Below are 13,202 nucleotides of genomic sequence, written 5' to 3' on the forward strand. Positions count from 1 at the left end.
GCCGCGAGAAATCCGGCGGAGGTTCATGGGGTGCCACGAAGAGCCCGGTAAAGGCCGCGAATGCGGCGATGGTGCGGACACGCAGGACACGCATATGGGCCTGTGTGTCCGCACCTTCCCTGACCCGGCGCGAGCGCGACCTGAAGTAAGGAAAGGACCCCTTCCCATGTTCCGGCAGTGGGCAGAACGCAAGCGCCTACGGCGCGTCCTTCGCGACTTCGCTCTCACCGGGGATCCGGCGGGCGCACCACGGTCCCGCGGCACACCGCCACCCCCTGACGCGACGCCGTTCACCGAACTGCTTCCCGCGCTCGTGCAATACCTCCGCGTGGGACGGGCCTTCCGCCGGCGCGGACTCGGGGCCGCCCTCGCGGCCCTCCCCTCGCCGCGTGTCCGTCCGGGCAGAGCGGAACAGACCCCCGCGACGGTGTTCCACGCCAGGGACGCCGCGTGGCGGCTCACCGGGCTGGGCCGTACCTTCGGCGGCAGGCACCTGTGCCTCCACGAATCGCTCGCCATATGCGCCGCGTTGCGGTGGCTCGGCTACCCCGTCGAGGTGGTGGTCGGCTACCCCGTGATCGAACCGGCGAACGGCGGAGAGGAACTGCACGCCTGGCCGGTGCTCGGCGACGCGCCGCTTTCCGGCCGGACAACGTCGGCCGCGGGCAGCTACATCGAACTGCTGCGATATCCGGCGGCCACCTAGCGAGGAGTGATCGTGCTTTTGACCTCCTTTGGCATGTGCGGACGACTGCCACTGCCAGCCTGGTCCGCCTTCCCGGGCTACCGCCAGGTCGACCGGCTAGAGGCGCTCACCTCCTCTGCCCGGGGGGAGGAGGACGGCGGGCGAGCCGTCCGCCTGGCCCAGGGACCGATCTCGGCGGGTGGCCGCGCCCAGCCCGCACAGGACATGCGCGTCCTTCTGACGGGCTGGATGGATCTGAGCCCCGAGACTCCGCCGGCGCGTGGAGAATCGGCGCTGCACCTGCTTCAACGCCTGATCGACCTGGAGGGGGCCGCCGCCGTGCGCCGCCTGCGGGGAGAGTTCGTGCTCGCCCACCTCTCGCCTGATCTGCGGGAGATCTCCCTCTATCGGTCGGTGAACGCGCTGATCCCCCTCTTCTGGCGGCAGAGCGCCGACGCGCTGACCTGGGCGACCGATCCCCGCCACCTCCTGCCGGGAGCGCGTCCCAGCCTGGGGGACGTGGACGTCGAGTTGCTGCCGATGATCATCGCGGAGCGGGGGGTGCCGGCGCGGCGCTCGTGGTTCGCCGGTGTGCGACGGCTGGCCGCCGGTGACCGCCTGACCGTGACGGGTGCCGATCCACGCCCGCGGGTGGGGGGTTTCGATGCGTTCGGCCCAGCGGAGGTCACGCCCCCGCGAACCATCCGTGAGGCCGCCTCCGGTCTCGGCACCCGGCTCGCTCAGGCGTGCGGCCGTATGCTCGCCCCCGGTGATCCTGCTGTCGTGCTGCTCAGCGGCGGCATCGACTCGGCCGCCGTCGCCGTGGAAGTGGGGCGGCGCACCGCCAAGGGCACGGCTCTGCACTTCACCCTGCCCGGCTTCCCCGGGTTCGGCGAGGACTTGGAGGCCGCGCGGGTGGTGGCCGAGGCCGGTGGGCTGAAGCCGGAGTCGTGTGACATGTCCGTCTACACCGTTCCGGGCGGCTCCTACCTGGACGAGCCGCAGACCGGTTCGTTGCCGCAGACCCACGTGCCGAGGGGCGGCCTCGCCGAGGCGGTCGCGAGGGCCCGGGCAGACGGGGCCGCCTTCGTGTTATCGGGGCTGTTCGCCGACCAGATCCTCGCCCACGACCTGCACCGCGGCCTTTTCGAGGTCGCCGGCGCGTCACTGCTCCGGCCGACGGTCGCGGGTGAACCGATCTGGCAATTGCTGCCCCGCGTGGTCAAGGAGTCCTTCGCCGGGTCGGACGGGCGCGGATGGAGAACACCGGCCTACCTCTACAGCCTCCTCGCGGGCGACCCCACGGTGGCGCTGCCCAACCGGGAAACCTTCATCCACCCTCTCGGCTTCACCGACACCGCCGCCGAAAACGTCACCGAGGCCGTGCGGGCCGCCGCCCGGGAGGCCCGCACCGAACTGCTGAGCCTCGTAAACCGCTCCGGATCGGCACGCCACCTGCCCGCCGGCATCACCTCCCTCTATATGATCCGGGAGGCTCTGAACAGCGCCAACATGCAGGCGTCCTGGCTCAACTACGGCATGCCGGGCGAACGTTTCCTGACCACCCCCTACCTGGACCGGGACGTCGTCGAGTTCGCTCTGACGCTCCCCACCAAATACCGGATCGCCTTCGGCTACGGCCTCACCCTCGACAAGTTCGCCCTGCGGCTCGCCTACTCCCGCTCCGGGATCCCCGCCGGGATCGGCCGCCGCATCCAGCAGGCCCGGCTCGACGCCGTCTCCTCGGTGTTCGTCACCCGGAACTTCGACATGTGCCGACACCTGCTCGCCGAGGACTCGATGCTCGTCGAACTCAAAGTGGTCGACGAGGCGTTCGTATCCAGGCTGTCCAGGCAGAGCGTGCACCGCAACGGTGAGGAGATCGCCCGTCTCTGCGTCCTCGAACGCTGGCTACGCGGCCTGGTGTGAGGAGAACCCATGAGTCTCGACGCCCCCGGACGGCCCGTCGCGGTGCTCGCCGACCACATGCTCTTCCGCGAGCTCCCCTTCTGCGGCGTGCTTCTCGACACCCGCTCCTTCCACGCCTACCGTCTCTCCCGGCCCGCCGCCGCACTCCTGCGCACCGCGCTGTACGGCACAGCCGCCCCGGCCCCCTATCCCACCGCCGCCGAAGAGCTCCCGCCAGAGGAGACCGGCCGCGCCGAGGCCACGCGCCTGCTCCTCGGCTCCCTGGCGAAACGCGGCATGATCCGCCCCGCTCCCCCCATCGAGAGCACACCATGAGCGACCTCTCCAGTACGGCGGAAGCCATCGCGGCCTCACCCGTGAAGGTGGACGGCCACCCAGGTCTGGCGTGGGTGACGAGAAATCTCCACCACTTCGCCCTCTCCGGCGCCGGCACGCCGAACCTGCTTCTCTCCAAACGTGTGGGAGAGCTCGCGATGCTCCACTTCTACCTGGGGCGCCGCCTGCGGTCCGGCCTGCCTGCCGCCGACGCGGTGCACCGTCACCTGCGCGACTGGCGACGGCTGCTCCTGCGCGAATGCGGCGGCACAGGCTATCTACGCCATCTCGGGTCAGCCCCGGACTCGGGGCTCTACCACCTTCAGCCCTATCTCTGGCTACGCGCCGCGGGTCACCGTACCGATCTCGGTGAGGGGACGTTGCGCGGGCTCGCGGCGCGGGGGGTGCGCCCGAGGTCGGCGGGGGAGTTCCACGCATTGTGGACGGCGGGGCTCGTCCGGGACCGGCCGGACTGGGGGTCGCTTCTCCGCCGGACCGCTGCCGTGCCGCACGGCCGGCTCAGACGTGACGGCTACCGGCTCACCCACGCGGTCTACTACGCCACGGACTTCGGCGCGCACGACGCGCGGGTGCCGGCCGACGTCTCGGACACGGCGGCCGGTGTGCTCGACCGCCTGCTGGAAGAAGCTCTCGCGGCCGGCGACCACGACCTTACCGGCGAATCGCTGCTGGCCCTGTCATGCCTCCCCCCGCGGGACGTCGGCCGGGCCGCGCGGCGGGAGGCGGTTCACGTGCTGGCCGGGGCACGCCTGCCGGGAGGGGCATTGCCGAAGAACCGCGCCTCCGGAAGCCGGCCGGACGGTGCGGAGGTGCCGTTCCGCGACTGCTACCACGCCACGATGGTCGACGTGCTCCGGCACTATACCGACCTGGAAGCAGGTGATTGACGTGGAGGAGCCGGAGGTCGTCGTCGTGGGCGCCGGGCCCGTGGGGCTCATGCTGGCCGGGGAACTGGCGCTCGGCGGCGTGCGGGTCACCGTACTCGAACGCGAGGAACGCGTCGACACGCGGCTGCGCGCCCCCGGCATCACGGTGCGCACTATTGAGGCGCTCGACCGGCGCGGCCTGCTGGAGCCGCTTCTCGACCGGCTGGACCGGCACGGCGCGCTGCCGGGCGAGGTGCGCGTGGCAGGGGAGGGGAGCACCGTGCCCGAGGCGCTTCCACTCCGTGAAGGGGTGCTGGAGCGCGTGCTTGAGGAACACGCGCTCGCCCTCGGGGTGGAGATCCGGCGCGGGCACACCTTCACCGGTCTGGCGAAAGGGGTCGCGGCGGGGGACGACACCGCCGAGGTTGTCGCGCACGCCGAGGACGGGGAGGGGCGGCGGACCCGCGTACGCCCGCGCTATCTGGTCGCCTGCGACGGGGGCCGGAGCTCCGTGCGCAAAAGCGCGGGCATCGCCTTCCCCGGCACCACCCCCACAGTCACCGGCTACCAGATCGTCGCCGACCTCCCCGAGGCCGGCACACTGCCGCGAGGGTGGCATCGGGGCCCAGGCGGCGTCACGGCCTACATGCTGGGTCCCAGCCGGGTTGTGACGATCGAGTTCGACGGTCCGCCGCCCGATCAGGCCACGCCCGTCACCCTGGCGGAGGCGCTCGCGAGCCTCCGCCGCACCAGCGGCATGGACGTCACCGTGTCGCGCACGCGCGGTCTGACCCGCTTCACCGACAACACACGGCTGGCCGAGGTCTACCGCCGCGGGCGGGTCCTGCTGGCGGGGGACGCGGCCCATGTGCACCCGCCCTTCGGCGGGCAGGGTCTCAACCTCGGTGTGCAGGACGCGGTCAACCTGGGGTGGAAACTCGCGGCGGCGGTGCGCGGCTGGGCGCCTCCCGGCCTGCTCGCCACCTACGAGTCCGAACGCCGCCCCGTCGCCGAGGAGGTGCTGCGCTACTCGCGTGCGGCGGTCGCCCTGCTCGACCCGAGCGACCGCAACACGCCGCTGTTCGACCTGTTCTTCCACGAGCTCATCCCGCACGCCCCCATCGGCCGCTACCTGCGCGAGAAGACCGCCATGACCGGCGTGCGGTACGGCGGTGCCCAGCCGGACGGGCACCCCCTCACCGGCCGGGCCGTACCCGACCTGCCGCTGGAGACGACGACGGGCCCGACGCGCCTGGCGGCCACGAGGCGGGCCGGCCGCGGGGTGCTGCTCGACCTCGGCGGCACTCAGCCGGGGCACTACGAGTGGTTCGCCCCCTGGTCGGACCGGGTGGATCTGCTTACGGCGCGCTGCCTCGGCGACGGCCCGGACGGGAATGTGCTGCTGGTCCGGCCCGACGGATATGTGGCCTGGGCCGGTAAGGCCGGGGGCCACCGGGCCGCGTTGACGGAGGCGCTGCTCACGTGGTTCGGCCCGCCCGGACGCGGCACCCGCGAGCCGGACCGCCCCACCTCGATCGAGGAGTGACATGCAGATTGCAGGCGAGCGCCGAGACGCCGGCGCCTTTCCCATGCCGCGCACATGCCCTTATCACCCGCCACCGGGTTACGCCGGACTCCGGGAGCGCGGCCCGGTCTCCCGGGTGACGCTCGCCGACGGCCGCCCGGCCTGGGTGGTCACCGGCTATGAGGAGGTGCGGCGACTGTTTGCCGACCACCGGGTGTCGTCGGACCGCGCCGACCCGAACTATCCCAGGTTCCGCCCCGGTCCCCCCAGCGCCCGGCCCGACCCGCGGGCCGTGCGGGCCTCGCGGACCTTCGTCGAGATGGATCCGCCCGAACACGGCCACCACCGCCGCATGGTGACGCACGCGTTCACGTTGCGGCGCGTCCGCGCCATGCGGCCCGCGGTGAGCCGGGCCGCCGGCGAGCTGCTGGACCGCATGGCCGAGCTCGGCTCTCCGGCCGACCTTGTGCGGGCTTATGCCGTACCGCTGCCCGCGTTGACCATGTGTGATCTTTTCGGCGTGCCGGGGGAGGACCGGGGGTTCTTCGTCGAGCAGACCGGGTGGGCGGCGCTGGACCGGCGGGCGGCGGGGCGGGCGCGGCGGGAGCTCGGGGCATATTTCGGGGAGCTGGCGCGGGCCAGGGAGCGGCGGCCGGGGCGGGATCTGCTCAGCACGCTGGTGGTGCGGCATGTGCGGGCGGGGGAGCTTACCGGTCAGGAGCTCTCGAACATGGTCGTCATGATGGTGGTGGCCGGGCACGAGACCACCGCGAGCATGATCGCGCTCGGCGCGCTCACCCTGCTGGAGCACCCAGGGCAACTCGCCCTCCTGGCGGAGGACCCGTCGCTGGTCCCGCGGGCGGTGGACGAACTCCTCCGTTTCCTCACAGTGGTCGACACATTCCCCCGGGTCGCCAAGGCGGACATAGACCTCGGCGACGTGCGCATCCGGGCGGGGGACGCGGTGATCCTGCTGACCGCCGCCGCCAATCGCGATCCCTCGGTCTTCCCCGACCCCGACACGCTGGACGTGCGGAGGGCCGCCCGCCCGCACCTCTCCTTCGCCTACGGCGTGCACCAGTGCCTCGGCCAGAACCTCGCGCGCCAGGAGCTTGAGATCGCCTTCTCCGCGTTGTTCACCCGCTTTCCCACGCTGCGCGGCGCCGCGCCACTTGGCGACATCCCGGTGAACGAGGCCGTCGGGGTCCAGGGCGTGGGCGCGCTCCCCGTCCAGTGGTGACGCACCTGGCCCGGTGGGCGTCCCGCGCCCCGCGCGAGACCGGCTCGGAGCGGGGCGAGTGGCGCGCCCTGCTCGGCTACGCGGCGGCCGAGCGGCGGTGGCTGCTGGTCGGCATCCTCCTCGGCCCCGTCGGCACACTCGGCGCGCTGGCCCAGCCCGTGGCCGCCAAGGCGATCATCGACGCGCTGGAACGGGGCGCCTCTCTCTGGCGTCCGGTGGTGGTGCTGACCGTGCTGGTCGTGGCCGCCGCTGCCTTGCGCGGGCTGGATCTGTGGCTCCTGGAGCGTACGGCGGAGCGGATTGTCCGCCGGGTCCGCCTGGACCTGGTGACGCGGCTGGTGCGGGCGAGTGTACCCGCCACCGACCGGCACCCCGTGGGCGAGCTGACCACACGCGTCACGGCGGACACGACGCTGCTGCGCTCCGGTGTGACGCACGGGCTGGTCGACACCCTGGTGGGCGCCATCGGCATGGTGGGGGCCGTGGTCTTCATGGCGGTGCTGGATGTGCGGCTCCTGCTCGTCGCGGCGTTCGTCGTCGGGGCGACCTTCCTCGGCCTGGTCGTGCTGCTTCCCCGCATGCGGCGGGCCACCGAGCACACCCAGCGTGCCCTCGGCGGCGTCGGCGCCGCGTTGGAGCGGGTGCTGGTGGCGACCCGCACGGTGAAAGCCAGCCAGGCCGAACACCGAGAGCTCGCGACCCTGGCGGAGCGTGTGGAGGACGCCTACCGGCATGGGCTGAGCTTCGCGTGGCTCCGCAGCGTCGGCGGCGTGGTGACCGGCCTGGCGGTGCAAGGGGCGTTCCTGGTCGTGCTCGCGGTCGGCGGTGTCCTGGTGGCGCGGGGCGAGCTCGAGGTCTCGGCGCTCATCGCCTTTCTGCTCTACCTCTTCTATCTCGCCGGGCCGATCGGCTCCCTCACCACGGGCGTTACGCAGATCAATCAGGCGCTCGGGGCGGTCGCCCGGCTGGCACCTCTCGCCGCGCTGCCTCAGGAGGAGACATCCCACGGGCTCCCCGGGGGCCTGGACGGGACGGGCGCCGGGGGCGTTGTCGAGTTCGACCGGGTGACCTTCGCCTATCGGGCGGACCGGGACCGGGTGCTGGACGGCGTCACCTTCGCCGTGCCCGCGCGGGGGCAGACCGCCGTCGTCGGCCCCTCGGGTTCGGGGAAGAGCACGCTGTTCGCGCTGCTTCAGCGCTTCTACGAGCCGCAGGACGGGCGCATCCTCCTCGCCGGTCGCGACATCCGCGACCTCGGCCGGTCCGAGTTGCGGCGGTGGCTCGGATATGTGGAGCAGGACTCACCGGTGCTCGACGGCACCCTGCGCGACAACCTCCTCTACGCCGCTCCGGACGCCTCGGAGGCGGACCTGCGCGACGTCGTGCGCGAGACGCGACTGGACGAACTGGTGGAGCGCCTGCCGCGGGGACTGGACACCGATGTGGGCACGCGGGGGACCGCCTTGTCGGGCGGTGAACGCCAGCGGGTGGCCATCGCCCGCGCGTTGCTGCGCCGCCCGGAGGTCCTGCTGCTGGACGAGGTCACGGCCCATCTCGACGCGCTCAACGAGAAGACGCTGCGGGAGGCCGTCGCCCGTGCCGCCGGCCACTGCACGGTGATCGTGGTCGCCCACCGGCTGTCCACGGTGCGATCGGCCCGCCACATCGTCGTCATGGAGCGCGGGCGGGTGCGGGCGCAGGGAGCACACGCCGATCTCATGGCGGAAGACCTTCTCTACCGGCGGCTGGTCACGACGCAATTGACGGTGCCATCCGCATAGTCGTCTTTCGGATTCTCCGATGTTTTCCGCGTGCCGTCGTTCGATGGGAGTAAGTCTCGATTTAAATCGCCGTGGGATTTCATGGTGATGCCGATTGCGGGTGGCCGGGGCGGAGGGTGGACACGTATGGCTGAGAGAGTTAGGGGCGTCCTAAAAAGGGGTTAGGCACTTCCCTAATTGGATGTACATGAGTGAAAACCGCTTTGCTGTTGACTGGGTGATGTGCCGCCTGCATATACTCGAACGTATTCACCAATTTGTACTCATAATGGCGAGATCTGCCCACGTTGCCCACTATGGAAAAGCAAGGGATGATCGGGACGGTCCGATATCCTGGCCCCGATCATCCCCTTAACCGGTTATCAGCTTTTGTCGCGCGAGCCTTCCGAATGGCTGCCCTGGGTTACCGACAGCACCAGCCGCTAGCGGAACTCTTGCCCCGTGCTATGCGAAGAACAACCCGGCGAGACCGACATGGGGAACTCCGGCCTGTGGGAGGACTATGGGAGAGGGAGTCGACCAAATGTTTCTGACCCCGCGTCAATCTCAGATCATGACGCTGATCGCGGAGGGGCATTCCAACAAGGAGATCGCCAGCCGGCTGGGACTGTCCTCCAAGACCGTGAACGCGCATCTGCAACGCGTCTACGACCGGTACGGCGTGCGCAACAGGGCCGCCGCTGTCGCCAAGTGGCTACGCGAGGAGCCCCGGCCCAAGCTTTGACCGGGCCTTCGCCGTACACGGCCGTCCCGCGGCACCGGGAAGGCGGGACGGCGGCGGGGCTCAGTGGCCGGCGGTTGCCGGGGCGCGGGTGTAGACGGTGACGGAATAGGGGCGCCGGGCGTCGTTCTCGACGTGTTCGGCGCTCTTCGCCAACGCGGCGTCGGCGTCGAGATGCCGGTAGAGCTCAGGTGCCTCCGGCCAGGGATGCACGAGGACGAGCACGCCGCCGGGGGCGAGGAGGTCGCGCAAGCGCCGGGAGGCGAGCCGCAGGCGGTCGTCGCGCCCGAGGTAGTAGAGCGTCTCCGCGCAGAAGACCAGATCGAACCGGCCGAGGTCGGGTGGGTTCAAAAGGTCGCCGGCGATGAACCGCGGACCGCCGTCGCCGACGGGGCGCGCCGCCCGGGCCCGCGCGAGGGCACGCTCGGAGATGTCGATGCCGATCGTCTCGGCGCCGGGGTGTGCGCCCGCGGCGAGGTGGGTGAACGTGCCCTCGCTGCACCCTGCGTCCAGAATGCGGCTGTATGAGCGCTCCGGGACCTGTCTGAGCGTCGCATGATATTTATCCCGCTCATAGGGGCTGACGCTCAAGTGCCACGGGTCGGGCGTGCGGTGCCACCAATTGAAATATCGCCGCAATATCTTGCCCTGAGCCTTCGGGCCGAACAGCGATAGAAATCCAAAGAATCTCCGATGAAGCGAATCCGTGAACAAGCGGCCGGCCCCCGATGTCGGATCGCCCCTGTCCGGGCGACAATTCAATTACGCGTGAAGAACCACAGGCTACTAAGCGGGCAGGCAGGTGTCCATCGGGGTTTCCCCCGATCCGGAGGTCCGGCGGCCCCCTGTACCGCCGCCCTCCTCTCCGCTCGTTAAAGGGGGTTGACCTGCGATTTCGTCAAAGCATCGCTGTCGTTCCCGTGTCGGGGCGGGCGGGCGATCTAGACTGGTCGGCGCGGTGTGCCGGGCCGCCGGCCCGGCCGGCATGACAGGCCGGTCGGCCGCGTTTCGGTTTCGTGGCCGCGGTCAGAGAAGGTGGGTGCACCGGCTATGCGCATCGGTGTGATGCTCAAGGAATCCTCCGGCGAGGACCCGCTGTCCTCCATCGAGCGCCAGATCGCCCGTGCCGCGGGCGACGGCTTCGCCTCCGTGTGGATGTCGCACATCTTCGGCTTCGACGCCATAACCGCGCTCGCCGTCGCGGGGCGGGGGGTGTCCGGCATCGAGCTCGGCACGGCGGTGGTCCCGACCTACCCGCGCCACCCCGCCGCCATGGCCCAGCAGGCACTCACCGCCGGCGCCGCCCTGCGCGGCCGTTTCACGCTCGGCATCGGCCTGTCCCACCGCGTCGTGATCGAGGGGATGTTCGGCTACAGCTTCGACAAGCCGGCCAGGCATATGAGGGAATACCTGTCGGTGCTCCTTCCCCTGCTCAACGGGGAGAGGGTGGCGTTCGAGGGCGAGACGCTGCGCGCCGACATCGGGCTCACCGCTCCCGCCGCCCCGGCGATGCCGGTGCTGATCGCCGCGCTGGCCCCGCGCATGCTCAAGCTGGCGGGTGAGCTGGCCGACGGCACCGTGCTCTGGATGACCGGCCGTAAGGCCGTCGCCGAGCACATCGCGCCGACGATCACCAAGGCCGCCCGCGAGGCCGGCCGCCCCGAGCCGCGCATCGCCTGCGGCCTGCCCATCAGCGTCACCGACGACGTCGAGGCCGCCCGGGCCAAGGCGGACGAGGTGTTCGCGATGTACGGACAGCTCCCGTCCTACCGCGCGATGCTCGACCGCGAGGGTGTCGCGAGCCCCGGCCAGGTGGCGGTGGTGGGCGACGAGGAGAGCGTCGGCAGGCAACTGGACGACCTGGCCGCCGCGGGGGCGACCGACTTCATGGCTTCGCCGTACGGCTCGCGCGAGACCGTCGGCCGCACGTTGGAGTTGTTGAAGTCGCGGTTGTGACGGGGCCGGCGGTCCTCAGGGGCTCTTCCCGGCGGTGCAGTACGGCTCGCGCGAGACCGTCGGCCGCACGCAGGAGCTGCTGAAGCCACGTTTGTGACGATCGTCACGGGTTTCGGTCCGCCGGCGCTGCCCAAGCCAGGCATCGATCATGGTCGGCGCCTGGCTTTTTTGCTGCTCGGCGGCTGATCAGCGGCTGTTTGGTGGTCTGATGGGCGCTGTTTCGGCCTATGAATGAACAATTGGTGAATAGCCGAATATTGGGGTGGATTTGCCGGTGCGTGGGGGAAGAAGTAGTGCAGAGTGCAAGTCCCTGCCTGGCAGGGGATGATGCTTGTGCTCAATTCTTCGGACGTCGCCAACGCGCGGAGGGAAGTCTGGTAAGGCACTTGGTGCAAAGTCCGTTATGTAGGGTCCTGCTCCCATGTCTTCTCGTGCGCGACCAGCGCACGGATAGCAGTAGTCGAAGCTCATGCCGAATGGGCTAGTCAGCCCTAAGTTGGATATCGGTATATTCGATATTCGATGCCCTGAATGTCAGTATCTCGGGCTACGGCATTCCATTATCTGTCGGTCGGCCGTGTGAAGCTCCCCACCGCAGCGGGGCTATTCGGCTATGCTCCACAGATCCCACTGGAGGATGAAAAGCTCGCCGAGCGATATTCATCCGATATTCCACAATGGTCGGTCGGATCCCGGCACCTTGTGTGATCTGTTGTGATCCGGCCTGCATCCTGGGCCCTTGCCAGGGTGAGACGCGTCAATGCGCAGATGACCACAACATTCAAAGGGGCAAGGAATGTTCATCAGTCATGCCCGGTTAGCCGCGGCCACCCTCTTGACGATGATCTCGGTGGTCTCGTCCGGATGTCTGACCAGCTCCACGCGCACGGTGGTAGAAGCGCCGGTCGAGAGTCCGATCGACATCAACACATCGGCTGTCGTCGTGGACCTGGCCCAGCCGGACCTCGTCATCCACTATGACCCGCATCTGCGGTCCCGTGTCCTCATGAAATACAACAACCTTGAGCCGTGTCAGAAACGCAGCCGGGAAGAGGATGTCCGCGGGCTGGTCGCGGGCGGGTCCTTCATAACCTATGGCCAGGTCAGATACGAACTCCTGAACGTGCACTACCACACCCCGAGCGAGCACACGGTGGACGACGAGTCCACTGAGATGGAGGTGCATCTCGTGCATCAGAGCAGTATGGGAGATTATCTGGCCCTGGCCGTCCATCTGACGGTGTCGAGCACACCGGTCCCCAGCGAGCACGACAGGCTGCTCACCTCCACGCCGCCTACCGAGACATGCCCTCCCGAGGTGCCTCAGATGTCGGTCAGGCGGGACATCGCCCTGCGCGAGTTGCTGCCGGCGAACCTGACGGCCTTCCGCTACCTCGGATCCCTCACCACAAGGCTGTGCGGCGCCTATCTGAGGCCGGTGCAGTGGATCGTCTTCAAGGAGCGGATGACGATCCAGGCCAGCACGCATGCCGCGTACAGCGCGATCTGGCCCGAGCCCCACTTCCCGCACGGCAACTCCAAGCCGGTTACGGTGGCGAAGCCCGACATCCGCGAGAAGTGACCGCACGGAGGGCGAACGCCGGGCAACCACCCCCCGGAGGGCGCGAAGCCCTGAAGGCCGGGCAGGCGAACCCCCCGTAGGGAGAAAGACACCCCGGCCGTGAGAGGCGGACTAAGGCCCACAGGGTTCTGTGGGGGGTCAAGGATGCCCCCCCACGGCAACCGCGCCGCTACGGGTGTGTCAGAGGGCCCGCAGGCCGTTGATGACCTCGCGCAGGAGGCGCTCGTGCGGGAGCTGGGCGGCGGGGGCCGGTGGCCGCACCGTGACCAGCTGCTGATCGCGCAGGTCGCCCACGAGCACGCGGACGACGCCGATCGGCAGGCTCAGCTCCGAGGCGATGTCGGCCAGCGGGGTCGCGCGTGTCGCCAGCTCGAGGATGGTGAGCTGTTCGGGGCCGAGATTGCCGGGCCGGCGTCTGCCGGTCGCCGTGATGACGGCGATGAGGTCGATGGCGTTGCCCGATGGTTTGGCACGCCCTCGGGTCAAGGCATATGCGGGGACGATCGGTCCTGCGTCTTCGTCCAGCCAGCGTTCCCCATGGTCACTCATTCAGGCGCTCCGGGGAATCGAAGCCTGGGCGT

At 69.9% G+C, this 13,202-nt stretch carries 12 protein-coding genes; 10 read left to right on the plus strand and 2 right to left on the minus strand.

Annotated elements, in window-relative coordinates; genetic code table 11:
- Positions 1–166 precede the first annotated feature (166 nt).
- From Ssi02_RS10195 to Ssi02_RS10230, 8 genes are all read left to right on the plus strand, one after another.
- Positions 167–706 (plus strand): lasso peptide biosynthesis protein, encoded by a 540-nt coding sequence (locus Ssi02_RS10195; RefSeq protein WP_204024158.1) that lies wholly within the window; start codon positions 167–169, stop codon positions 704–706.
- Between the two features lie 12 nt (positions 707–718).
- Positions 719–2,614, plus strand: a complete 1,896-nt coding sequence (locus Ssi02_RS10200) for an asparagine synthase-related protein (protein WP_204024161.1) — start codon at positions 719–721, stop codon at positions 2,612–2,614.
- Between the two features lie 9 nt (positions 2,615–2,623).
- Positions 2,624–2,929, plus strand: coding sequence for a hypothetical protein (locus tag Ssi02_RS10205; RefSeq protein ID WP_204024164.1), 306 nt, complete (start codon positions 2,624–2,626; stop codon positions 2,927–2,929).
- Positions 2,926–3,837, plus strand: coding sequence for a DUF6895 family protein (locus Ssi02_RS10210; protein ID WP_204024167.1), 912 nt, complete (start codon positions 2,926–2,928; stop codon positions 3,835–3,837). The genes Ssi02_RS10205 and Ssi02_RS10210 overlap by 4 nt, the downstream gene beginning before the upstream one ends.
- Before the next feature lies 1 nt (position 3,838).
- Positions 3,839–5,362: an FAD-dependent monooxygenase gene (locus Ssi02_RS10215; protein ID WP_204024187.1), complete on the plus strand. Its 1,524-nt coding sequence runs from the start codon at positions 3,839–3,841 to the stop codon at positions 5,360–5,362.
- A gap of 1 nt (position 5,363) precedes the next feature.
- Positions 5,364–6,581, plus strand: a complete 1,218-nt coding sequence (locus tag Ssi02_RS10220) for a cytochrome P450 (protein WP_204024190.1) — start codon at positions 5,364–5,366, stop codon at positions 6,579–6,581.
- Positions 6,578–8,362 carry an ABC transporter ATP-binding protein gene (locus tag Ssi02_RS10225; RefSeq protein WP_239128763.1) on the plus strand — a complete coding sequence of 595 codons (1,785 nt, stop codon included), beginning with the start codon at positions 6,578–6,580 and terminating at the stop codon, positions 8,360–8,362. The genes Ssi02_RS10220 and Ssi02_RS10225 overlap by 4 nt, the downstream gene beginning before the upstream one ends.
- Before the next feature lie 523 nt (positions 8,363–8,885).
- The gene (locus Ssi02_RS10230) at positions 8,886–9,086 is read left to right on the plus strand and encodes a response regulator transcription factor (protein WP_204024192.1); all 201 of its coding nucleotides are present in this window, start codon (positions 8,886–8,888) and stop codon (positions 9,084–9,086) included.
- A 60-nt stretch (positions 9,087–9,146) separates the two neighbouring features.
- Here the strand turns inward: Ssi02_RS10230 and Ssi02_RS10235 are convergent, their stop codons facing one another.
- On the minus strand, positions 9,147–9,722 hold the full coding sequence (locus Ssi02_RS10235; protein WP_204024194.1) for a class I SAM-dependent methyltransferase: 576 nt from the start codon (positions 9,720–9,722) through the stop codon (positions 9,147–9,149).
- 411 nt (positions 9,723–10,133) lie between these two features.
- Here Ssi02_RS10235 and Ssi02_RS10240 point away from each other — a divergent pair, with 411 nt between their 5' ends.
- Positions 10,134–11,039: an LLM class F420-dependent oxidoreductase gene (locus tag Ssi02_RS10240; RefSeq protein WP_204024195.1), complete on the plus strand. Its 906-nt coding sequence runs from the start codon at positions 10,134–10,136 to the stop codon at positions 11,037–11,039.
- A 796-nt stretch (positions 11,040–11,835) separates the two neighbouring features.
- The gene (locus tag Ssi02_RS10245) at positions 11,836–12,621 is read left to right on the plus strand and encodes a carbonic anhydrase family protein (protein WP_204024196.1); all 786 of its coding nucleotides are present in this window, start codon (positions 11,836–11,838) and stop codon (positions 12,619–12,621) included.
- Between the two features lie 180 nt (positions 12,622–12,801).
- Here Ssi02_RS10245 and Ssi02_RS10250 read toward each other — a convergent pair whose 3' ends face one another.
- Positions 12,802–13,170 (minus strand): DUF742 domain-containing protein, encoded by a 369-nt coding sequence (locus tag Ssi02_RS10250; protein WP_204024197.1) that lies wholly within the window; start codon positions 13,168–13,170, stop codon positions 12,802–12,804.
- Between the last annotated feature and the right edge of the window lie 32 nt (positions 13,171–13,202).

It is taken from the genome of Sinosporangium siamense, assembly GCF_016863435.1.
In the GTDB taxonomy this organism is placed as follows: domain Bacteria; phylum Actinomycetota; class Actinomycetes; order Streptosporangiales; family Streptosporangiaceae; genus Sinosporangium; species Sinosporangium siamense.